The following is a 20,101-nucleotide window of genomic DNA, read 5'->3' on the forward strand; positions in this document are numbered from 1 at the left end:
GTTCCACCGCCCCTAGCGGAACTGGGACAGAGAGGACAGGGCGGCGTCCACCGAGCGGTTCTCCCACGGCCGGCGCTGGCGCAGGGTTTTTCCCGGGAGGGCCTGGTCCCCCTCGGGGGTGACGGTGGCCTGGCGTGCGGTCTTGCGGGAGGTCCTCATGGTGCTGCTTTCGTTCGTAGCGGTTCTGTCAGCTCCAGTGAACAACCTCAAGTGAACTTGAGGTCAAGCCGGGCGCGTGCCAGACTGCACGGGTGCCTTCCGCCCCTGATTCCCTGCTCTCCGTCGGTGAGGTCGCGTCCCGCGCCGGGATCACCGTGCCGGCCCTGCGCTACTATGAGGACCGCGGCCTGGTGCAGTCCCAACGCACCAGCGGCAACCAGCGCCGCTACAGGCGGACCACCCTGCGCCGTCTGGCCGTGGTGGCGGCCGGCCAGCGGGTGGGGCTGAGCCTGGAGCAGATCAAAGCCGCCCTCGACGGCCTGCCCGCGGACCGGGCCCCGAACCAGGCGGACTGGACCGCCATCAGCCGGGACTGGGCGGGGCTGGTGGCGGAGCGGATCCGCGAACTGGAGGTTCTGGGGGAGTCCCTGGACAGTTGCATCGGCTGCGGCTGCCTGTCGTTGGGCCGCTGTTCCCTGATCAACCCGGGCGACGAGGCCGCCGCCGAGGGGGCCGGTTCCCGCTGGGCCCGGCGCGCCCGCCGTGCGGCCGGGGCCGACGCTGGTGCAGACAGAGGACCTGGACAGAACTAAGGCCTGGCCCGCAACCCCAGGCGAGCTTCGGCATCGGCTACGCCGCCAAGTCCCGCCGCCGCCAGCCCGCGTACCCCAGCACCGCCAGGGCCACGGCGACGGCGGTCAGCCACGCCATTGCGGGCACGGCGTCGGCGGTCACCGGCAGCAGCGGCGAATGCCGGAACGGGGAGGCATCCATCAGCCAGCCCGGGGCGTTCCAGAGCACACCGAACTCGCCCAAGGCCACGAATGCCAGCAGCAGCACCCACACCCCGGCGGCCAGCCGCGGCAGCCAGCCGAACACCGCCAGCGCCAGCCCGGCCAGCACCCAGGCGGCCGGGATCTGGGCCAGGGCCGCCACCGTGGACCGGCCCACCAGCGCCGGGTCCTGCACCGTCAGCGCCGCCCCGATGCCGATCGAGACCCCGGCCAGCACCATCAGCACGGCGGACCCGGCCAGAGCGAAGCCGAAGTGGCTGGACGCCCAGCGGGCCCGAGTCGCCGTCGTCGCCAGCAACGCCTCCGCATGGCCCGCGGACTCCTCGGCCCGCAGATGGTTCGCCGCGGAGACCGCATACGCCGCCGCCAGCAGGCCCATGATGCTGATCTCCGCGGCAAGGAAGGCGTCGCGCAGCGCGGCCGCCCCGCCCAACAGCCGGATCAGGTCCTGGGCGTTGGCCGAACTCAGCATCTCCGCGACGTTCCCGATCAGCGATCCCACCACCACCCCGAACACCACGAACGCGATCGCCCACGCCAGCCACACCTTGTACTGCAGCCGCACGGCCAGCGTCCACACCCCGGACACTGACCCCACGGCCGGCCCGGGGCGTTCGGCCCGCAACCCGGCGCCCAGGTCCCGCCGGGCCCGCAACGCGAAGGCCGCCGGAATGAGGACGGCACTGAGCAGGACCGGCAGCACCAGGACCCACCAGTGATCACCGGCGAAGGCCCGGATTTGCTGGTTCCAGCCGATGGGGGAGAGCCACGACAGGAACGAGGGTCCGGGTTCGGCCAGGTCGCCCACCGCGCGCAGTCCGTAGGTCACCGCGATCACGCCCACGCTGAATCCGTTGGCGGCCCGGGCGCCGGCCGTCAGCTGGGCGGCAACCCCGGCCACGGCGCTGAACGCGAGCCCGGTGGCGGCCCAGCCCAGCCCGAACGCCAGCGACCCCTCAGCGGGCAGCCCGCCTGCGGCCAGCCCCGCGGCGGTCAGCAACCCCACGCCCAGGCTGCCTGTGAGGGCAATGATGAGCGCGGCGGCCAGCGGGGCGTCACGGCCCAGCCGTCCGCCCCCGAGCAATTCCAGCCGTCCGCTCTCCTCGTCGGCCCGCGTGTGGCGGATGACCAGCACGGCCATCAGGACCGCCAGGATGGCCGTCATGAAAGCCGTGTACTTGATGAGGGAGAGCGCGCCGAGGGACGCCGGGTCGTAGATCCGGCCGAACATCGCCACCATCGAGGCGGTGGCGTTGAGCGCGTCCGCCGCCTCGACGCGGCTGCGCACGTCCGGGTAGAGCTCGGCGCCGGCCCGGGCCGTGGAATAGGCGACGACGGCGAAGCCCAGTACCCAGCCGGGCAGCAGCCAGCGGTCCCGCCGCAATCCCAGCCGCAGCAGCGTGCCGGTCCCCGCCAGGGTCTCAGGCATCGCCGGACCCCCGGCCGAAGGTCCCCGCACCGTAATGGCGCAGGAACAGGTCCTCCAGCGTCGGCGGCTGGCTGGTCAGGGACTTCAGGCCCGCGGCGGTCAGGGCCTGCAGGAAGGGTGCCAGTCCGGGCGGATCCACCTGCGCGCTGACCCGGTGGTTGACCACGGTGACGTCGTGGACCCCGGGCAGGCGGTCCAGTCCCGGCGGGACGGCCGCGACGTCGGCGGTGACGGCCGTCCGGGTCAGGTGCCGGAGCTTCTCCAGCGGACCGGTCTCCACCACCCGGCCGGCGCGGATGATGCTGACCCGGTCCGAGAGCGCCTCCGCCTCGCTCAGGATGTGGCTGCTCAACAGCACCGTCCGGCCCTGGTCCCGGAGCGCACGGACGCAACCGCGGAACGCCTCCTCCATCAGCGGATCCAGGCCGCTGGTGGGCTCGTCCAGCAAAAACAGCTCGGCGTCCGTGGCCAGGGCCGCCACCAGCGCCACCTTCTGCCGGTTGCCCTTGGAGTAGGCGCGGGTCTTCTTGGTGGGGTCCAGCTCGAATAATTGCAGGAGCCGGTCCCGCTCCGCCCGGTCCTGGCCGCCCTGCAGCCGGCCCAGCAGCTCGATCACCTCGCCGCCGGTGAGGTTCGGCCACAGCGAGACGTCACCGGGGACGTAGGCCAGCCGTCGGTGCAGGGACGCCACGTCCTTCCACGGGTCCAGGCCCAGCACCCGCGCCGTTCCGGCGTCGGACCGCAGCAGCCCCAGCAGGAGCCGCAGCGTGGTCGACTTGCCCGAGCCGTTCGGCCCCAGGAACCCGTGCACCTCCCCGGCGGCCACGGTGAAGTCCAGACCGTCCAGCGCCGTCACGGTTCCAAAACGCTTGACCACACCCGCCATTTCCACGACGTTGCCCATAGCAACCACGGTACTCCCGGAGGAAGCTCCCGGATCCCCTGCGGAAGGTCCCGTTTCGCGTGTCCGGCTCCCGTGCCGTGGCCATGCTCTGGCGCGGGCGCGACGCAGTCGGCGGGACCCGTTTTCGTTGGCGCCGCCGCGGTTGTGGTTGCATGGATGCATGCCTTTTCGCTGGTCCCCCGGGGCAACCCGAACCCTGTCCGCCACCGCCCTGAGCGGACTGTTGCTGGCCAGCGCCGCAAAGCACTTCCGGGATCCCGGCTTCTTCGCCCCGCTGGTCCCGTCTTACCTCTGCCGGGACGACTCCGGCGAGCACCGCAACGGCCCGCTGGCGGTCCTCTCCCGGGACGAATGGGTTGCCGCCACGGGACTGCTCGAGGGCGCCGCGGCCGCAGGCCTCCTTCTGCCCCGGACCCGCCGAATCAGCGCCGGCTGCGTCACCGCCCTGTTCACCGCGTTCCTGACCGCCCACGTTGACGCGCTCCGAACGGCCTTCGGACCGGAGGGGTCCCCGCGCGCCCGCAAAATCCACGGCATCCGGCTACCGCTGCAGGCGCCGCTGATCGCCTGGTCCTGGAGCCTGGCGAGGGCGCCCCGGCAGACACACCGGTGAGGACCGCCCTCACCCCGGCGGTCCGGATCGGGCTGTCCATCAGCGTCGCCACCGGGCTCTACGGCATCTCCTTCGGCGCCCTTTCCGTCGCCTCCGGGCTGGACTTCTGGCAGACCATGGCGCTGAGCCTGCTGCTGTTTAGCGGCGGCTCGCAGTTCGCCTTCATCGGCGTGGTGGCCGGCGGCGGCTCGGGACTGGCCGCCATGGGCGCGGCCACCCTGCTGGGCATGCGCAACGGGATTTACGGCATGCAGTTGAACGCCTTGCTGCAGCCCAAGGGCTGGCGGCGCTTCGCCGCGGCGCAGGTCACCATCGACGAATCCACGGCCACCAGCACCGGTCAGACGGATCCGGACGAGCAGCGCCGGGGGTTTTGGACCGCCGGCGTGGGGGTGTTCGTGCTGTGGAACATCTTCACCGCCGTGGGCGCGCTCGCCGGCAGCGCGCTGGGGGACCCCAAGCAGTGGGGGCTCGACGGCGCCGCGGTGGCCGCCTTCCTGGGGCTGCTCTGGCCGCGGCTGAAGGGCCGCGAACCCGTGGCGATCGCCTTCGTCTGCGCGCTTGCCACGGTGCTGGCCGTCCCGATGGTTCCCGCCGGGGTGCCCATCCTGGTGGCCGCGCTGGTGGCCGCCGTGTTCGGCTGGTTCAGTTCCGGCCCGCGTGACGAGGGCCTGGAGCCCGACGTCGACCCCTACCCCGGGCGTGAACACGGGCGCGGGCACGGCGCCGGGGCGGCCGCGGGGGAGGGCGCATGACGCTCTGGCTATGGCTGCTGCTCACCTGCGTGCTTGCCTATGCGTGGAAACTGCTGGGCTACCTGGTGCCCGCCGCCTGGCTGAAGAACCCCCGAATTTCCCGCGTGGCCGGGGTAATGACCATCGGGCTGCTCGCCTCCCTGACGGTGGTCAACGCGGTGGCCTCCGGGCAGGCGCTGGCCCTCGACGCAAGGGTGGGCGCGCTGGCCGCGGCCGCACTGGCCCTGCTGCTCAGGGCGCCGTTCCTGGTGGTGGTGCTGGCCGGCGCCGGTGCGGCGGCCGGGTTGCGGCTGCTCGGCTGGGGGTAGCGGCGCCTACTGGTGCGCGCACGCGTGCCCGGCCTTTAGCCCCTAGCCGGTGCCCGGCCGCCGGTGACAGCATCCAGTGATGACCACCAACGAGCCTGACAATGTCGCTGCCCGCGACCCGGAAGGCGCCGATCCGGAGCATTCCACCCCGGAAGGCGCCGATCCGGAGCATTCCACCCCGGAAGGGGCGCAAACGGAACCGGCACAGCCGGCGAAGGGCCACGACCGGGCGGCCGCGTCCCGCGCCGCCGGCGGGATCCCCACCGGAGCAGTGTCCACCCGCGACCTGCAGGAACTGGCGCGGCGCCGCCGCGAGGCCGAGGAGAAGCTCCAGCAGCACCTCGAGGAGGCCAAGCACAAGCCGGCCCACCACGACGGGGAGCAGCACCATGACGACGCAAGCCACTCCGGCGGGCAGCGTGACGACACCCACCACGACACCGGCGGTCCGGGCGGGGAGCCCGGGCACGGCTGAGGGCAGGCACCGGAAGACGGCACCTGCCCTCAGGTCACCCGCCCGTCCGGGCGGAAACGCTGTTACTCGCCGTCGACCGTGACGACGATCTTGCCCCGGGTGTGGCCTTCCATGTTGTCCCGGAAGGCGTCCGCGGTGCGCTCCAGCGGGTAGGTCTTGGCGACCTCCACGCGCAGGCCGCGGCTGTCCACCAGATCCGCGAGTTCCTGAAGCTGGGCGCCCACCGGGTTCACCCACATCCAGGTTCCGCCGTGCTGTTCGACCTCGGCGTCCGCGATCGAGGCGTGCTTGCCGCCCTCGGCCAGGACGGCCAGGGTGGCGTCGAGGACACCGCCGACGAAGTCGGCCACGATGTCGACGCCTTCCGGGCGGAGTGCGCGGACGCGGTCGGCAAGGCCCTCACCGTAGGTGACGGGTTCCGCGCCGAGGGAGCGGAGGAAGTCGTGGTTCTTCTCCGAGGCGGTGGCGATCACGGAGGCGCCGAGGGACTTGGCGATCTGGATGCCCAGGGAGCCGACGCCGCCGGCTCCGCCGTGGATCAGGACGGTCTTGCCTTCGCCCGTGCCGAGCCGGGTCAAGACCTGGTAGGCGGTCAGGCCGGCCAGCGGCAGGCCGGCGGACTCGTTCCAGTCCAGGGTGGCCGGCTTGCGGGCGAGGACCCGCTCCGGGAGCGCGATGTACTCGGCGAAGCTGCCGCCGTGGACGTAGTCCTTGCGGCCATAGGCGATGACCTCGTCGCCGGGCTGGTACTGCGGGGCGTCAATGCCCACGGATTCCACCACGCCGGCGACGTCCCAGCCGGGAATCGCGGGGAACTGCAGGTCCATCATGCCGTCGAGTCCGCCGGAGACGATCTTCCAGTCAACCGGGTTCACGGAGGCTGCCTTGACCTTGACCAGGACCATGCCGGGGCCCACCTTGGGCATGGGCTGGTCGGTCAGTTCGAGGACGTCGGGGGTGCCGTATTCGCTGTACGTGATTGCTTTCATGCAGGCGTCAACGGACGCATCCGGGCCGCTATTCCGCACCGCCGGGGTGAAAGCGGTCTCAGTGGGCGGCACCCATACCGGCGAGCTTCAGGATGAGCCCCAGGCCTTCGGGCGTGCCGGGCCAGTGCCGACGCACGGCGTCGGGGCCCGCCCGCTTGATCACGGAACGCAGCGCCAGGGCGACGATCACGACGTCGTCCGCGTAGCCGATCACGGGCAGGAAGTCCGGCACCAGGTCGATCGGGGAGAGCAGGTACAGCAGCAACAACACCAGCCGGACCCGCACCCCCACGGCGACGGTGCCGTCCGCGATCAGCCGTTTCACCAGCCGGAGCAGATCCGGCAGCAGCCGGAGAGCGTCCCTCATGGTCACGGTTTCGGGGTGCCGGCGCGCGTAATTCCACAGCAGGACCAGCAGCGCGGCGTAGACCAGCATCAGTCCGCCGATCACGCCGGCGAGGGTTTCCCAGCTCATGGTCTCAACGGTACGTTGCCCCCGAGGGCGACCCGAACCCCACGCCGAACGCCGTGCCGTACTGGGTCCCGGGCACCAGGGTCTGGGGCGGCAGCGGGCGGTCCGGCCGCTCGGCCCGGATGGCGTCCTCGAGCAGGGCCACCGGGCGGCGCCAGGCGTCCGAGCCGGCCTCCATGGTGTCCACCACGCCGATCAGCATGGCCAGCAGCCGGATCATGTCCGCCATGGAGATGTCGCTGCGCAGGGTGCCCTGCCCCTGGCCCCGTCCCAGCAGGATTGCGACCGACTCGATCAGGTCCCCGGTGATCCCGGTCAGCACCCCGCGGCGTCCGGCCACAGCTCCGAGGAGATTGGCCTCATCGCTGGCCACCGCCATCAGTGCTTCCACGATGCGGAACAGGCCCTCGGCGGCATCGGTCCCGGCCAGGGCATCGTCGATCACCGGGTTCACGCGCAGTTTCAGCTGCTGGTGCAACGCGGCGAGGACCAGTTCCTCCTTGTCCGCGAAGTTCCGGAACAGGGTGGCGGGGCCCACGCCGGCGGTCACGGCGATGGTCTGCAGCGGTACCTCCGGCCCGTGCTCACGGAAGCACTGGCGGGCCGCGGCAATGATCTTATTGACGTTGCGTGCAGCGTCCGCGCGGAGCGGCCTGCGGTCTACTGCCCGGTTCATTTGCTCAGGGTAGCAACGCCGGGGCGGCGCGAACCGGTTACCCGCGGGTTCACATATTTATGACGCGGAGGGCACACTGGAGCCATGCTGCTTGCCTTTTCTGTTGCCCCGTCCGGCCGTCCCCCATTCGCCCCCACCTCCGGTTCCGCTGCCGCCCCCGAGACGGCTCCCGGCGCGGACGACGCGTCGGTGCACGACGCCGTCGCCGCCGCGGTGCGGATCGTCCGCGAGTCCGGCCTCCCGAACCACACCGACGCCATGTTCACCACCATCGAGGGCGAATGGGACGAGGTGTTCGACGTCGTCAAGCGCGCCACCGAGGCGGTGGGCCGCTACGGCAGCCGCGTGTCCCTGGTGATCAAGGCGGACATCCGCCCCGGCTACACCGGCGAACTGACCGGCAAGCTGGACCGGCTGGAGCGGGCCCTGGGCGAGTAGGCCCCGCCCTAGTCTGCGTCAGGGTAGATGCTGCGACTCTCGGCGCGCTCATTCCGGGTACGGATCCACTCCGTGGGGTGGACCTTCGGGAGGACTTTCGCCAAGGCCAGGGCCGCGTACATCACGGTGTTGATGGCGACGAAGGTGGCGAGAACGGCGAACCAGTCGGTATGAAGGAGCGATTCCGGAAACAGCAGTCCCGCGGGGACGGCGGACGGGAACGAGGGACTCATGCCTGCTCCGCTTCTTCGGAGGCCCGTGCCGGCGCCGGGGTGAGGTGCTTCCACGTCGCCGTCCTGCCCAGGGCGATGTCCGCCACGCCCTTGAGGTAGACGATGTTGAGGAACATATCGAAGAACAGTTCGGGGAAGAGGGTTGCGGCCAGAAGCCGTGCCCGCCACCCGCCGGACCACACGGTGAGAACCCGCTCTGCCATGAACAGCAGGCCTAACCCGAGCCAGAAGGGGAACCAGATCCAGGCATCGAGGGCGAACACCATCAGGAAGATCAGGAGCAGGTAGGAACCCAGGGCGATCACGCCGTACCCGATTCCCAGTTGCTGGGCCCAGTACCGCATGGTTGGCGGGGTGACGCCGTAGGCTCCGATATTTTCCAGCGCACCGCGTTGCCAGCGGAGCCGCTGGGCCCACAGGGTCCGCCAACCGGGCATTAATTCGGTGACGACAGTGCACTGGGAGGGGGAAATCATCAGCCCGCCCAAGGACTTCAGCGCGATGGTTAATTCATTGTCCTCGGTCAGTGCGGCAGTGTCGTAGACGTCCCCCGGGGTGCCCGGGATCGTGACGCCGCGGCTGGCTGCCACGGTGCGCAGCGCCCGGGACCGGAAAAGCGAGGCGGTTCCGGTGAGCACGAAGACGCGTCCGCGGCGGCGGCTGATTTCGCGCCCGTAGCGCAAATATTCGTTGCGCTGGAACTGTCCGATCAGACCGTGGCCCTCCTCTCCATAGAAGAGCCCGCCGACCGCCATCAGGGCCCTGTCCGCGGTAAAACGATCCACGGCGGCCGCAAGAAAGCCGTCATCGAGCACGGTGTCGGCGTCCATGATCATGACCACGTCGTTGTCCCCGAGCCCCGGGAGCAGGCCGGCCAGGACCTGGTTCAGCGCGCCGGCCTTCTTGTGCGTGTTGCCGACCGATTCGATGACCTCCACACCGGCAGCCCGGGCCCGCTCGACGGTCCGGTCAGTGCAGTTGTCCGCGACGACGATCACCCGGTCCGGTGACCTCGACTGCTGCAGCAGGGAGGCGATGGTCTGCCCCACGGAAGCTTCCTCGTTGTGGGCGGGGATCAGGACCGTCACCGTGACCGGGCCGGCGAACTCACCGCGGGTTGCGGCCATCACCACCCGGGGAGCGAGCGGACCGGTGAGGGGGTCCAGCGACCGCCGGGAGCGGTTGACGATCCTCCGGTCAACGGTCGCAACGCCGGCCGCCAGGAGGAGGGCCATCGCCATGGCCGCCAGAAGCACGCGGGGGGCCGGGGCGTCGGTGTTGTAGAGGATGCTCCAAAAACCAAACACCAGTCCCTGGGCGGGGGATTCACTGAGCGCCGGGCCGCCGGCGGCCACGGCAAACCACAGGAGCGCCGCTGCTCCTCCGGCAATGACAGCGATGACAATCCCAACAGCTCGGTTCAGCCTTCCCGCACGCATGCGCACGATAGTACCAGTGGCCCCACCAGCAGCACCTGTCACATGGGGGGATTTGCGACTACGGTACCGGGACGCGGGAGCCCGGTCATGCAGATGGCGCCATCCCCGCCGATGGTAAGTAAGCTGAGATTCAATCGGGGGAAGGCGCAGCGGCGCTGGCCGGCTCCCCCGGAGCCAGCCACGAACCGTAAAGGACCCATGAACGCGACCCAGGACCCCCGCCCGCCCAAGGCCGTGCGGATCAGCTCCGGACCGGACGCGCTCGCCCGGCTGGATCCGTTCCTGGCCGACGTCGCGGCCGCCGTCGGGGACGTTCCCGCCCTGCTGTCCCTCACCGCGGACGCCGGATCATGGGCGCCGGCGCCCGGCGCCGGCCGCACCGCGTTCCTCTGGGAACTGCTCGCGTCCGTCACCGCCGTCGACGTCGCGGCCGGGCGCATCCTGGAACCGCACCTGGACGCGGCCGCGATCCTGCAGCAGGCCAGGGACGCGGGGGAGGCCGGCGCCTCCACGGACCTCGAGGGCACCTGGGGTGTCTTCGCCGCGGAGGCACCCGGCCTCAGCCTCACCGCCGCTGAAGAGGGCGGCCGGACTCTGCTGACCGGCGCCAAGCCCTGGTGCTCGCTGGCCGGGCAGCTGGACCGGGCCGTGCTGACCGCGCACCTGCCTGGCGGCGGCCGCGCCGCGTTCGCCGTCGACCTCCACGCTGACGGCGTGAGCGTCGCCGACCCCGGCTGGACCAGCCTGGGGCTGCGGGAAGTTCCCAGCGGCACCGTGAACTTCGACGCCGTCCCCGCCACCCCGCTCGGCGGGGGCTGGTACTACCGCCGCCCCGGCTTCGCCTGGGGCGGCATCGGCGTGGCGGCCTGCTGGCTGGGCGGCGCCGTGGCCGTGGCCCGCAGCTACCGGGACGCCCTGAAAGCCGCAGAGGACCGCGGCCGGGCCCCCGACCAAGTGGCCCTCGTGCACCTGGGCGAGATCGACCGCACCCTCGCCGGGCTCACCGCCTACCTGGCCCGCACCGCGGACCGGATCGACGCCGGTGACCTCTCCGGAAGCGGCGCCTGGCCCGAGGCGCTGCGCGTCCGCGGAGCCGTCGCCAGCGCCGTCGAACGCATCCAGGCCCTGGTCAGCCAGAACCTGGGGCCCGGACCGCTGGTCTTCGACGCCGCCTACGGCAAGCGCATGGCGGACCTCGCGCTGTACATCCGGCAGCACCACGCCATGCGCGACGACGCGCAGCTGGGCTCGTTGGTCTTCAAGGGCTTCGAGGGTGACGAGCCATGGTGAGCTTCACGCACCAGGACGCCGGCACCCCTGAAAGCGCCTGGGCCCGATCCGGCGCCGCGGCGCTGCCCGAGCTGCCGCTGAACGACGGCGAGCTCGCCGCCACCGCGTTCCTGGTGCTGGCCGCCCACCCCGACGACGAAACCCTTGGCGCCGGCGGCCTCATGGCCCGGCTGCACGCCCTGGGCGCGGACGTGCGGGTGCTGCTCTGCACCGCCGGCGAGGCCTCCCACCCGGATTCGCCCACAGTGACGCCCGAACGGCTGGCCGAGGTGCGGCTCCGCGAATTCGACGGCGCCCTGGGACACCTGCTGGGCGGACCCCGGCGCCGCTACCTGGGACTGCCCGACGGCCGGCTCGCCGAGCACCGGGCAGAGATCGCGGCGGCCATCCGGGAGGCGGCCGCGGACACCGGGAAGCCTGCCGAGCGGATTGTGCTCGTGGCGCCCTACCGGCACGACGGCCACACCGACCACGACACCCTGGGCCTGGCCGCCGCGGAAACAGCCGCCGGGCACGGCTACGGCCTGCTGGAATTTCCCATCTGGTACTGGCTCTGGGCCGCCCCGGAGGACGCGGCCTGGCAGGACTGGCAACGGTTCCCGCTGCGGCCGGAGGACCAGCAGGCCAAGGCCCGGGCGATGGCCGCCCACACCTCCCAGGTGGCCCCGCTCTCGGAGCAGCCCGGGGACGAGGTGCTGCTGCCGGCGGGCTTCCTGGCCCACTTCGAGCGGCACTGGGAAACCTTCGCCTGGCACCAGCCCCGCCCGCCCGCCGCCGGGGATGCCGCCGCCGGGGACAAGGGCGTCGCTGACGCGGCCGCCGGCTACGCCGCCGCCGACGCCGAACGGCTCTTCGACGCGGTCCACGGCCGCGACGAGGACCCCTGGGGCTACACCGGCACCTGGTATGAACAGCGCAAACGCGCCCTGACCCTTGCCGCGCTGCCGGAGCAGAACTACGAGGCCGGGCTGGAAATCGGCTGCTCGATCGGGACGCTGAGCGTTGAACTGGCCGAACGCTGCGGAACCTTCCTCGCCGTCGACGCCAGCAGCACCGCCCTGGCCCGCGCCGCCGAACGTCTGGAGCACCTGCCCGCCGCGCAGACCCGTCACCTCACCGTCCCGCACGGCTGGCCCGACGGCGGGTTCGACCTGATCGTCGTCTCCGAGGTGGGCTACTACCTCTCCCCGGACGAACTTGACGAGCTGTTCCGGCGGGTCGAAGCCTCGCTGCTGCCCGGCGGTACCCTGGTCCTCTGCCACTGGCGGCACCCGCTGGAGGGCTGGGTCCTGGACGGTGACACGGTCCACGCCACGGCCCGCGACCGGCTCCGCTGGGCCGGGGCCGGGCTCTACCGGGAACGCGACTTCGTGCTGGAAATCCTCCGGGCGCCGGAGCGGCAGCCATGACCGTCGCCATGACCGCCCGGCGGCGCCCCGCGATCGACACGGTCGCCGTCGTCCTTCCCGTCCACAACGAGGACCAGCACCTGGACCGCGCGCTGTCCGCCGTGCAGGCCGCCGCGGACCAGCTGGCCGGCGCCCGCCCGGAGGTGGTTGTCCTGGTAATGGTGGTGCTGGACTCCTGTACCGACGGGTCCGCGGAGATCGCCGGACGCTACGTTGACGCCGACCCGCGCTTCCAGGTCCTCCCCGTCGGGCTCCGCAGCGCCGGGGCCAGCCGGGCGGCGGGCATCCGCACCGCCGTGCTGGGCCGTCCGCGCCGGCATCCGGGCCAGCGCTCCACCCCCGTGCCCTGGCGCGGAAAGACCTGGCTGGCGAATACCGACGCCGACTCCCGGGTCCCGCCGCACTGGCTGGTCCGGCAACTGGAATTCGCCGACGCCGGGGCGGACGCCGTCCTGGGGTCGGTGGAACCTGACCCGGTGGGCATGGACCCGGACCTGCTGCGCCGCTGGCTGGAGCGGCACCCGTTCGAGGAGAACCACCCACACATCTACGGGGCCAACTTCGGCGTCCGGGCCTCCGCCTACCTCGCCGCCGGCGGCTTCCCCAAGCAGCAGTCGCACGAGGACCGCACCCTGGTCCAGGGCCTGCGCAGCCTGGCGTTCACCGTCCTGGCCACCGACAGCGTCCGGGTGCTCACCTCCGGGCGGACGCAGGCGCGGGCACCGCAGGGCTTCGCGGCGTACCTGCGCTCCCTGGGCCGGCAAGCGCCGCCGGCGGCCACCGGCAGCTAGGGCGGCCGGCGTCGCAGCCGGGGCCTCCAGCCCCCTCCGGAACAGCCGCGCGCCGGGGACTTTCGGCCCTAACCCACTGGGCGGGAGCGGGCGGATCGTCGAATCCATGACACGCCGGGGCGGAGCCGGATCACGGTGCTGCCGATGACGGGCTTGACCTCGGCGGAGGCGGCCCGGCGGTTGGAGCGCACCGGCCCCAACCGGCTGCCGGAGGCCCGGGCCGTGCCGGGGTGGCGGCGGCTGCTGGCAGAACTGACGCACTTCTTTGCCGTCATGCTGTGGGCGGCGGCCGTCCTGGCCTTCATCGCCGGGATGCCGCAGCTGGCCATCGCGATCGTGGTGGTGATTTTGGTCAACGGCGTCTTCGCCTACATCCAGCAGGAACGGGCCCAGCATGCCGCGGCGAAACTTCGCGAGCTGCTGCCGGCCATGGTCTCGGTGCGGCGGGACGGCCGGGTGGTCAAGGTGCACACCACGGAACTGGTCCCCGGCGACGCCGTCGTGCTGCTGGCCGGCGACCGTGTCCCCGCGGACCTGCGCCTCATCCTGGCCGCGGGCTGCTCGGTGGATGAGTCCATGCTCACCGGTGAAAGCGAACCGGTGCCCCGCGCCGCCGGGGAGGTGCTTTACGGCGGCACGTTCCTGGTGGTCGGCTCCGCCGAGGGGCTGGTGGAGGGCACCGGGGCCACCACCCGGCTGGCCGAGATCGCCTCCCTGACCGGCCGCGTCGAACCGCCGCCGAGCCCGCTGGCCCGGGAGCTGCAGCGCATTGTCCGGATCGTGGCCACCGTGGCGCTGGGGATCGGGGCGCTGTTCTTCCTGCTGTCCCTGCTGGTGGGGATCTCCTGGCGGGATGCCTTCCTCTTCGCGATCGGCGTCGCCGTGGCACTGGTCCCCGAGGGCCTCCTGCCCACGGTCACCCTCTCCCTGGCCATCGGGGCGCAGCGGATGGCCGGCCGCAACGCCCTGGTCCGGAACCTGCAGGCCGTCGAGACACTCGGCTCCACCACCTTCATCTGCACCGACAAGACCGGCACCCTCACCCAGAACCGGATGAACGCCGTGGAGGTCTGGACCCCCGCCGGGACCTTGGACGTCGCCGGCCAGGGCTACGAACCCGAGGCCCACATCAGCGCCGGCGGAGCCGCCCCCGCCGGCGAGGCGCTCCGGGCCGCGCGGCGTCTCGGCACCGCCGCGCGGGCGGCCTCCGTCGGCCGGGCCGTCCTTCACGAGGGCCGGTGGATCGCCGAGGGGGACCCGATGGAGGCGGCCATCGACGCGCTCGCCACCCGGCTGACGGGCGGTGGGATCGCCCTGACGGCCGAAGAAACGGACGGCGGCGGCGGCGCGGGCATCGGTGCAACGCCGACGCCGGACCGGCGCTTCGCCTTCGACCCCCGCCGGCTGCGCGAGTCCGCGCTCGCCGGGACCACCCTCTACGTCAAGGGCGCGCCCGAGTCCGTCCTGCCCGTCTGCCGCGGCGGCAACGGCGCATCCCGGGAACTGGTGGACCGGATGGCCTCCCGCGGACTGCGGGTCCTCGCCGTGGCCGAGCGGCGGCTGCCCCGCCCCGCCCCCGACGGCGCCACCGCCGATGAGCTGGAGCAGGACCTGGAGCTGCTGGGCCTGATCGGCCTGCACGACCCGCCCCGGGCGGAGGTCCGCGTGTCCCTGCAGGCCGCCCGCGAGGCCGGCATCAAGGTGGCCATGGTCACCGGCGACCACGCCTTCACCGCCGCCGCCATCGCGCGGGAGACCGGGCTGATCGGCTCCCCGGAACTGGTGCTGGAGGGCCACACCCTCCCGGAGGATGACGAGGTGCTCGCCGCGCTCCTGGACCGCGACGGCGTCGTGGTCAGCCGCGTCTCACCCGAGCAGAAGCTCCGCGTCGCCCGGCTGCTGCAGCGCCGCGGCCACGTCCTGGCCATGACCGGCGACGGCGTCAACGACGGGCCCGCCCTGCAGCAGGCGGACATCGGCGTCGCGATGGGACTCAGCGGCACCGACGTCGCCCGCGAGGCCGCGGACCTGGTGCTCCTCGACGACGACTTCGCCACCATCATCGCCGCCGTCGAACAGGGCCGCGCCACCTACGCCAACATCCGCCGCTTCCTGACCTACCACCTGACGGACAACGTCGCGGAGCTGACGCCGTTCGTCTTCTGGGCGCTGTCCGGCGGCCGGTTCCCCTTGGCGCTGAGTGTCCTGCAGATCCTGGCCCTGGACATCGGCACCGACCTGCTGCCCGCCCTGGCCCTGGGAAGTGAGGCCCCCAGCAAGGGCGCCCTGAAGCGGCCACCGGAGCGGCGGCACCTGATGGACCGGGCGCTGATGGTCCGGGTGTTCGGACTGCTCGGCCCGGTGGAAGCGGTTCTGGAGATGGCCGCGTACACCGCGGTGCTCCTCGGCGCCGGGTGGAGCCCCTGGACGCCGGGGGCCGTGCTGCCGCCGTCGGACGCGTTGATGGCCGCCTCAGGTGCCGCCTTCACCACCGTGGTGCTCGGTCAGTTGGCCAACGCCTTCGCCTGCCGCAGCGCCACCGTCCCGCCGTGGCGGCTGGGCTGGGCCAGCAACCGGCTGCTGCTGTGGGCGGTGCTCGCGGAGCTGGGGCTGCTCACCGTTTTCCTCTTTCTGGGCCCGGTGGCAGATCTGCTGGGCCAGGCGCCGCCGACACCGGGCGGCCTGGCCGTCGCGCTCGCCGCCATCCCCGCGGTACTACTGGCGGACTGGGCGTACAAGGCGTTCCGGCACCGCGAGTTCCGGCACCGCCGGGCCGGCGTCCGGGGGGCCCAAAGACTCTGACCCCGCGGGGCCGCCCACAGCAGGATCGGAGCATCGACGGACTACCACCGAGGAGCGACCGCATGCCCGGACACGTGTTGTGGTTTGAGGAGATCGGCATGGCCGATGTGCCCCGGGTGGGAGGCAAGAACGCGTCCCTGGGTGAGCTGATCGGGGCGCTGAAGACCCGCGGCGTGCGGGTGCCGGACGGCTTCGCCACCACGGCGGAGGCCTACCGGCTTTTCATCGACGCCAACGGCATCGAATCCGGGATGCGGGAACGCCTGGACGCCTTCCGCGCCGGGACGGCCACGCTGCGCGAGACCGGAGAGGCCATCCGCGAACTCTTCCTCGGCGGTGAATTCCCGCCGGACCTGGCCGAGGCGCTGCGCGACCATTACCGGGAGCTGGGCCGCCGCTCCGGGACGGACCGGCTCTCCGTGGCGGTCCGCTCCAGCGCCACGGCGGAGGACCTGCCGGACGCCAGCTTCGCCGGCCAGCAGGAGACCTTCCTCAATGTCGCCGGGGAGCGGGAACTGCTGGACGCCTGCCGCCGCTGCTACGCCTCCCTGTTCACGGACCGGGCCATCAGCTACCGCGAGGTGAAAGGCTTCGACCACCTCGACGTCGCCCTCTCCATCGGCGTGCAGCGGATGGTGCGCTCGGACATCGGCGCCTCCGGGGTGATGTTCTCGATCGACACGGACTCCGGCTTCCCCCGCGCAGCCGTGATCAGCGCCGCCTGGGGCCTCGGGGAAACGGTGGTGCAGGGCAGCATCAACCCGGACAAGTACCTGGTCTTCAAGCCGCTGCTGGGGGAGGCGTCCGCGGCCGCCGGCATCCGCCCGATCATCGAGAAGACCCTCGGCGCCAAGGAACGCAAGATGGTCTACAGCCGGGGCGGCCACGCCCGCACCCGCACCGTGGACACGTCCGAGGCGGAACGCCGCGCCTTTGTCCTGACGGACGAGGAGATCCTCACGCTGGGACGCTGGGCCGTGACCGTCGAGGAGCACTACGGCCGGCCGATGGACATGGAATGGGCCCGGGACGGGGAAACCGGCGAACTGTTCATGGTCCAGGCCCGGCCCGAAACCGTCCAGTCGCAGAAGACGGGGCCCCGTTTCACCCTGCACCACCTGCTGGAAACCGGCCCGGTCCTGGTCGCCGGCGCCGCGATCGGCGACTCAATCGCGCAGGGGACCGCCTGCGTGATCCGAAGCGCCGCGGACATCGAGGGCTTCCGCGACGGCGCCATCCTGGTCACCGAGATGACGGACCCTGACTGGGTGCCGATTATGAAGCGCGCCGCCGGGATCGTCACCGACCATGGCGGACCCACCAGCCACGCCGCCATCGTGAGCCGGGAACTGGGCGTGCCCGCCGTCGTCGGTACCGGGAACGCGACGGCGGTGCTCACGGAGGGTCTGGCCGTCACGCTGTCCTGCGCCGAAGGCGACCAGGGGCGTGTCTACGCCGGCAGCCTGGCGTTCGAGACCGAGGAGGTGGACCTTGGCGAGCTGCCGGCGACCCGCACCAGGGTGATGGTCAACATTGCCAGCCCCGCCGCCGCGTTCCAGTGGTGGCGGCTGCCCGCGGACGGCGTGGGCCTGGCCCGGATGGAGTTCATCATCAGCTCCCTGATCCGGGTCCACCCGATGGCGCTGGTCCACCCGGAACGGGTCACGGACCCCGGCGAGGCCGCGCAGATCCGCGAGCTCACGCGCGGGTATGCGGACCCCCGGGACTACTTCGTGGACACCCTGGCCCTGGGGATCGCCAAGATCGCCGCGCCGTACCACCCCCGGCCGGTGATCGTCCGGCTGAGCGACTTCAAAACCAACGAATACGCGCACCTGGTGGGCGGGGCGGCCTTCGAGGAGGCCGAGGAGAACCCGATGCTGGGCTTCCGCGGCGCCTCACGCTACTACGACGAGCGCTACCGCGAGGGGTTCGCCCTCGAATGCCGGGCGCTGAAACGGGTCCGGGAGCGGCTGGGCTTCGGCAACGTGATCGTCATGGTGCCGTTCTGTCGCACCCCGCAGGAGGCGGACAAGGTGCTGGCGGTGATGTCGGAGAACGGCCTGGTCCGGGGGGAGAACGGCCTGCAGGTCTACATGATGTGCGAGATCCCGTCGAATGTGGTGCTCGCCGCCCAGTTCGCCGCCCGCTTCGACGGGTTCTCCATCGGCTCCAACGACCTGACCCAGCTGGTCCTCGGCGTGGACCGGGACTCGGCGCGGCTGGCAGCGCTCTTCGACGAGCGGGACGAGGCCGTGATGGCGATGATCAGCGAGGCGATCCGCCAGGCCCACACGGCCGGAATCAAGATCGGCATCTGCGGCCAGGGCCCCAGCAACCACCCGGAGTTCGCACAGTTCCTGGTGGGGGAGGGGATCGATTCCATCTCACTGAACCCGGACAGCTATCTCAGGACCGTCCCGCTGATCGCCGAGGCGGAGCGGCGGCCCGCGGGTGGGTAGGGAGCGTTAGGCCTGGACAGGCCTACCGCGGGAGGTCGACCCCATAGGTCTCCGTCGCGATGCGGAACGCTGCCCAGGCTTTGGGCCATCCGGCGTAGAAGGCCGCGTGGGTCAGCACCTCGGCCATCTCGTCGGCCGTGACGCCGTTGGCCTTGGCGAGGCCGATGTGATGCTGGAGCGAGCTGTCCAGCACCCCGCTGGCCATCAGGGCCGTCACGGTGACGATGCTGCGGCTCCGCGGGGAGAGTTGTTCTTCGCGGGCCCAGACCTGACCGAAGAGGACGTCGTCGTTGAGCGCGGCGAACGTCGGGGCGAAATCACCGAGCACGTCCCGGCCGGCCGTTACTTTTTCAGGCATTGTGGGTCTCCTCTATTTTCCGGAGTAAACGGGGAACGCGGCGTGCTCGCCGTAGTTCTTTTCATCGAGGGTGCGGAGGGTTTCCATGTCCTCGTCCGAGATTGTGAAGGTGAGTTCGGCGTTTGACCGCATGTGGGCCGGGTTAGCGGTCTTGGGCAGCGACACGGCGCCCAGTTGCAGCGTGTAGCGGATGCACAGCTGTGGCACGCTCGCCCCGTATTTCTCGGCGATCGCCGCGATCTCCCGGTTCTTCAGGACCTGGCCGTGGGCGATCGGGGAGTAGGCCTCCACCGCGATGCCCCGCGACTGGCAGTAGTCGATCAGCTCGGTGGGGGTGTTTCCCGCGTGCACGAGGATCTGGTTGACGTGCGGGGCAACGGTTCCGTGGTTGAGGAGGTTCTCCAGATCGGCCTGCAGGAAGTTGGAGACTCCGATCGCGCGGATTTTCCCTGCCCGGTGGGCTTCCTCCAGGGCGCGCCAGGCGGCGAGGTTGCCCTCGGAGTAGTCGCCGCCACGGAAGTCGTCCCAGGGTTGCGGGGCGTGGATCAGCATCAGGTCGACATACTCAAGCCCCAGCTGCTCCAGGGACCGGTCGATGGCGGCGACGGCGCCGGGGTAGTCCTTGATTTCGGCGGCGAGCTTGGTGGAAACGAAGAGTTCGTTCCGTGCCACCCCTGAGGTGCGGACGCCGTCGCCGACTCCGCGCTCGTTTCCGTAGGCCTGGGCGGTGTCGATGTTGCGGTATCCGACCGCGATGGCCTGGCGCACGGCCTCGGCGGCCTTGTCATCGTCGATGAACCACGTGCCCAGCCCCAGGGTGGGGACCTCGACGCCGTTCGAGAGGGTAAGAGTTTCGTTCACTATGGTCATGCTGTTTCTCCGTTCTGGGACAGTCCGCCGTACACCTCGTCGGTCACCGGCTCGAGCCATTCGTTGCTGACGTCGTTGCCCGGGGTGATGAAAGCGACGTGGGAGAACCACGAGTCCGCCTTCGCTCCGTGCCAGTGTTTGGTGCCGGCGGGCACGTGGATGACCGTTCCCGGTTCCAGGCTGACGGGGTCCTCGCCGTCGGCCTGGTACCAGCCGCTGCCCGCGGTGCAGAGCAGGACCTGGTCGCCTCCACCGTCTGTGCCGTGGTGGATGTGCCAGTTGTTGCGGCATCCCGGCTCGAAAGAGACGTTGCTGACGGGGACCGGGCCCGAGGCGAGGGGCGCCAGATAACTCTGGCCGGTGAAGTACTGCGCATACGCGTCGTTCTTCTGGCCCAGCGGGAAGATCTGGCTAAATTCGGTGCCGTGCATGGTG

At 71.4% G+C, this 20,101-nt stretch carries 22 protein-coding genes; 11 read left to right on the forward strand and 11 right to left on the reverse strand.

Annotation, left to right across the window (positions count from 1 at the left end; translation table 11 throughout):
• Positions 1–12 precede the first annotated feature (12 nt).
• Complete coding sequence (locus AB0O44_RS07350) at positions 13–159, reverse strand: hypothetical protein (RefSeq protein ID WP_290256928.1); 147 nt, start codon at positions 157–159, stop codon at positions 13–15.
• A 92-nt stretch (positions 160–251) separates the two neighbouring features.
• Here AB0O44_RS07350 and soxR point away from each other — a divergent pair, with 92 nt between their 5' ends.
• The gene (soxR, locus tag AB0O44_RS07355; RefSeq protein ID WP_364136083.1) at positions 252–752 is read left to right on the forward strand and encodes a redox-sensitive transcriptional activator SoxR; all 501 of its coding nucleotides are present in this window, start codon (positions 252–254) and stop codon (positions 750–752) included.
• A gap of 37 nt (positions 753–789) precedes the next feature.
• Here soxR and AB0O44_RS07360 read toward each other — a convergent pair whose 3' ends face one another.
• Both AB0O44_RS07360 and AB0O44_RS07365 read right to left on the reverse strand, forming a co-directional pair.
• Positions 790–2,382 (reverse strand): ABC transporter permease, encoded by a 1,593-nt coding sequence (locus AB0O44_RS07360; protein WP_364136085.1) that lies wholly within the window; start codon positions 2,380–2,382, stop codon positions 790–792.
• Positions 2,375–3,286, reverse strand: coding sequence for an ABC transporter ATP-binding protein (locus AB0O44_RS07365; RefSeq protein WP_364136088.1), 912 nt, complete (start codon positions 3,284–3,286; stop codon positions 2,375–2,377). Before AB0O44_RS07365 ends, AB0O44_RS07360 begins: the two co-directional genes overlap by 8 nt.
• Before the next feature lie 160 nt (positions 3,287–3,446).
• Here AB0O44_RS07365 and AB0O44_RS07370 point away from each other — a divergent pair, with 160 nt between their 5' ends.
• The 4 genes from AB0O44_RS07370 (at position 3,447) to AB0O44_RS07385 (ending at position 5,437) form a co-directional block, all read left to right on the forward strand.
• Positions 3,447–3,899, forward strand: coding sequence for a hypothetical protein (locus tag AB0O44_RS07370; protein ID WP_364136091.1), 453 nt, complete (start codon positions 3,447–3,449; stop codon positions 3,897–3,899).
• On the forward strand, positions 3,896–4,654 hold the full coding sequence (locus AB0O44_RS07375; protein ID WP_364136094.1) for an AzlC family ABC transporter permease: 759 nt from the start codon (positions 3,896–3,898) through the stop codon (positions 4,652–4,654). The genes AB0O44_RS07370 and AB0O44_RS07375 overlap by 4 nt, the downstream gene beginning before the upstream one ends.
• A complete protein-coding gene (locus AB0O44_RS07380; protein WP_364136097.1) occupies positions 4,651–4,962 on the forward strand; it encodes an AzlD domain-containing protein in 312 nt (103 codons plus the stop codon). Before AB0O44_RS07375 ends, AB0O44_RS07380 begins: the two co-directional genes overlap by 4 nt.
• 79 nt (positions 4,963–5,041) lie before the next feature.
• Positions 5,042–5,437 (forward strand): hypothetical protein, encoded by a 396-nt coding sequence (locus AB0O44_RS07385; protein ID WP_364136100.1) that lies wholly within the window; start codon positions 5,042–5,044, stop codon positions 5,435–5,437.
• Between the two features lie 62 nt (positions 5,438–5,499).
• Here AB0O44_RS07385 and AB0O44_RS07390 read toward each other — a convergent pair whose 3' ends face one another.
• Genes AB0O44_RS07390 through AB0O44_RS07400 form a run of 3 tightly spaced genes read right to left on the reverse strand, consistent with a single transcriptional unit; the run spans position 5,500 to position 7,574 of the window.
• Positions 5,500–6,426, reverse strand: a complete 927-nt coding sequence (locus AB0O44_RS07390; protein ID WP_364136103.1) for an NADP-dependent oxidoreductase — start codon at positions 6,424–6,426, stop codon at positions 5,500–5,502.
• A gap of 58 nt (positions 6,427–6,484) precedes the next feature.
• On the reverse strand, positions 6,485–6,901 hold the full coding sequence (locus AB0O44_RS07395; protein WP_290256918.1) for a DUF1232 domain-containing protein: 417 nt from the start codon (positions 6,899–6,901) through the stop codon (positions 6,485–6,487).
• 4 nt (positions 6,902–6,905) lie between these two features.
• Positions 6,906–7,574 (reverse strand): helix-turn-helix domain-containing protein, encoded by a 669-nt coding sequence (locus tag AB0O44_RS07400; RefSeq protein WP_364136106.1) that lies wholly within the window; start codon positions 7,572–7,574, stop codon positions 6,906–6,908.
• An 84-nt stretch (positions 7,575–7,658) separates the two neighbouring features.
• Here AB0O44_RS07400 and AB0O44_RS07405 point away from each other — a divergent pair, with 84 nt between their 5' ends.
• Positions 7,659–8,012 carry a thiamine-binding protein gene (locus AB0O44_RS07405; RefSeq protein WP_364136109.1) on the forward strand — a complete coding sequence of 118 codons (354 nt, stop codon included), beginning with the start codon at positions 7,659–7,661 and terminating at the stop codon, positions 8,010–8,012.
• Between the two features lie 8 nt (positions 8,013–8,020).
• Here the strand turns inward: AB0O44_RS07405 and AB0O44_RS07410 are convergent, their stop codons facing one another.
• Positions 8,021–8,245 carry a hypothetical protein gene (locus AB0O44_RS07410; protein WP_290256913.1) on the reverse strand — a complete coding sequence of 75 codons (225 nt, stop codon included), beginning with the start codon at positions 8,243–8,245 and terminating at the stop codon, positions 8,021–8,023.
• A complete protein-coding gene (locus AB0O44_RS07415; protein WP_364136112.1) occupies positions 8,242–9,684 on the reverse strand; it encodes a glycosyltransferase family 2 protein in 1,443 nt (480 codons plus the stop codon). Before AB0O44_RS07415 ends, AB0O44_RS07410 begins: the two co-directional genes overlap by 4 nt.
• Before the next feature lie 198 nt (positions 9,685–9,882).
• Here AB0O44_RS07415 and AB0O44_RS07420 point away from each other — a divergent pair, with 198 nt between their 5' ends.
• The 5 genes from AB0O44_RS07420 to ppsA all read left to right on the forward strand — a co-directional run bounded on the left by AB0O44_RS07420 (position 9,883) and on the right by ppsA (position 18,438).
• Positions 9,883–10,974 carry an acyl-CoA dehydrogenase family protein gene (locus AB0O44_RS07420; RefSeq protein ID WP_364136115.1) on the forward strand — a complete coding sequence of 364 codons (1,092 nt, stop codon included), beginning with the start codon at positions 9,883–9,885 and terminating at the stop codon, positions 10,972–10,974.
• Complete coding sequence (locus AB0O44_RS07425; RefSeq protein WP_364136118.1) at positions 10,968–12,383, forward strand: bifunctional PIG-L family deacetylase/class I SAM-dependent methyltransferase; 1,416 nt, start codon at positions 10,968–10,970, stop codon at positions 12,381–12,383. Before AB0O44_RS07420 ends, AB0O44_RS07425 begins: the two co-directional genes overlap by 7 nt.
• Positions 12,380–13,174, forward strand: coding sequence for a glycosyltransferase family 2 protein (locus AB0O44_RS07430; protein WP_364136121.1), 795 nt, complete (start codon positions 12,380–12,382; stop codon positions 13,172–13,174). The genes AB0O44_RS07425 and AB0O44_RS07430 overlap by 4 nt, the downstream gene beginning before the upstream one ends.
• Positions 13,175–13,318: 144 nt before the next feature.
• Entirely contained in the window at positions 13,319–15,976 is a 2,658-nt protein-coding gene (locus tag AB0O44_RS07435; RefSeq protein WP_364136124.1) for a cation-transporting P-type ATPase, read from the forward strand.
• Positions 15,977–16,038: 62 nt separating this feature from the next.
• The gene (gene ppsA / locus AB0O44_RS07440; RefSeq protein WP_364136127.1) at positions 16,039–18,438 is read left to right on the forward strand and encodes a phosphoenolpyruvate synthase; all 2,400 of its coding nucleotides are present in this window, start codon (positions 16,039–16,041) and stop codon (positions 18,436–18,438) included.
• 22 nt (positions 18,439–18,460) lie between these two features.
• Here ppsA and AB0O44_RS07445 read toward each other — a convergent pair whose 3' ends face one another.
• The 3 genes from AB0O44_RS07445 to AB0O44_RS07455 are packed head-to-tail and all read right to left on the reverse strand — an operon-like array spanning position 18,461 to position 20,097.
• Positions 18,461–18,796 (reverse strand): carboxymuconolactone decarboxylase family protein, encoded by a 336-nt coding sequence (locus AB0O44_RS07445; RefSeq protein WP_364136130.1) that lies wholly within the window; start codon positions 18,794–18,796, stop codon positions 18,461–18,463.
• 12 nt (positions 18,797–18,808) lie between these two features.
• On the reverse strand, positions 18,809–19,666 hold the full coding sequence (locus tag AB0O44_RS07450; protein ID WP_364136133.1) for an aldo/keto reductase: 858 nt from the start codon (positions 19,664–19,666) through the stop codon (positions 18,809–18,811).
• On the reverse strand, positions 19,663–20,097 hold the full coding sequence (locus tag AB0O44_RS07455) for a cupin domain-containing protein (protein WP_364136136.1): 435 nt from the start codon (positions 20,095–20,097) through the stop codon (positions 19,663–19,665). Before AB0O44_RS07455 ends, AB0O44_RS07450 begins: the two co-directional genes overlap by 4 nt.
• Positions 20,098–20,101: the final 4 nt, after the last annotated feature.

The sequence above is a fragment of the Arthrobacter sp. NPDC080082 genome (assembly GCF_040686595.1).
Lineage (GTDB): Bacteria > Actinomycetota > Actinomycetes > Actinomycetales > Micrococcaceae > Arthrobacter.

Bases quoted from the DNA above. Each gene is read 5' to 3' on its own strand.
- AB0O44_RS07420 (WP_364136115.1), top strand. From the start codon at position 9,883: ATGAACGCGACCCAGGACCCCCGCCCGCCCAAGGCCGTGCGGATCAGC.
- AB0O44_RS07400 (WP_364136106.1), bottom strand. From the start codon at position 7,574: ATGAACCGGGCAGTAGACCGCAGGCCGCTCCGCGCGGACGCTGCACGC.
- AB0O44_RS07350 (WP_290256928.1), bottom strand. From the start codon at position 159: ATGAGGACCTCCCGCAAGACCGCACGCCAGGCCACCGTCACCCCCGAG.
- AB0O44_RS07385 (WP_364136100.1), top strand. From the start codon at position 5,042: ATGACCACCAACGAGCCTGACAATGTCGCTGCCCGCGACCCGGAAGGC.
- AB0O44_RS07360 (WP_364136085.1), bottom strand. From the start codon at position 2,382: ATGCCTGAGACCCTGGCGGGGACCGGCACGCTGCTGCGGCTGGGATTG.
- AB0O44_RS07445 (WP_364136130.1), bottom strand. From the start codon at position 18,796: ATGCCTGAAAAAGTAACGGCCGGCCGGGACGTGCTCGGTGATTTCGCC.
- AB0O44_RS07425 (WP_364136118.1), top strand. From the start codon at position 10,968: ATGGTGAGCTTCACGCACCAGGACGCCGGCACCCCTGAAAGCGCCTGG.
- AB0O44_RS07430 (WP_364136121.1), top strand. From the start codon at position 12,380: ATGACCGTCGCCATGACCGCCCGGCGGCGCCCCGCGATCGACACGGTC.
- AB0O44_RS07455 (WP_364136136.1), bottom strand. From the start codon at position 20,097: ATGCACGGCACCGAATTTAGCCAGATCTTCCCGCTGGGCCAGAAGAAC.
- AB0O44_RS07395 (WP_290256918.1), bottom strand. From the start codon at position 6,901: ATGAGCTGGGAAACCCTCGCCGGCGTGATCGGCGGACTGATGCTGGTC.
- AB0O44_RS07365 (WP_364136088.1), bottom strand. From the start codon at position 3,286: ATGGGCAACGTCGTGGAAATGGCGGGTGTGGTCAAGCGTTTTGGAACC.
- ppsA (WP_364136127.1), top strand. From the start codon at position 16,039: ATGCCCGGACACGTGTTGTGGTTTGAGGAGATCGGCATGGCCGATGTG.
- AB0O44_RS07450 (WP_364136133.1), bottom strand. From the start codon at position 19,666: ATGACCATAGTGAACGAAACTCTTACCCTCTCGAACGGCGTCGAGGTC.
- AB0O44_RS07435 (WP_364136124.1), top strand. From the start codon at position 13,319: ATGACGGGCTTGACCTCGGCGGAGGCGGCCCGGCGGTTGGAGCGCACC.
- AB0O44_RS07370 (WP_364136091.1), top strand. From the start codon at position 3,447: ATGCCTTTTCGCTGGTCCCCCGGGGCAACCCGAACCCTGTCCGCCACC.
- AB0O44_RS07390 (WP_364136103.1), bottom strand. From the start codon at position 6,426: ATGAAAGCAATCACGTACAGCGAATACGGCACCCCCGACGTCCTCGAA.
- AB0O44_RS07380 (WP_364136097.1), top strand. From the start codon at position 4,651: ATGACGCTCTGGCTATGGCTGCTGCTCACCTGCGTGCTTGCCTATGCG.
- AB0O44_RS07405 (WP_364136109.1), top strand. From the start codon at position 7,659: ATGCTGCTTGCCTTTTCTGTTGCCCCGTCCGGCCGTCCCCCATTCGCC.
- AB0O44_RS07410 (WP_290256913.1), bottom strand. From the start codon at position 8,245: ATGAGTCCCTCGTTCCCGTCCGCCGTCCCCGCGGGACTGCTGTTTCCG.
- AB0O44_RS07415 (WP_364136112.1), bottom strand. From the start codon at position 9,684: ATGCGTGCGGGAAGGCTGAACCGAGCTGTTGGGATTGTCATCGCTGTC.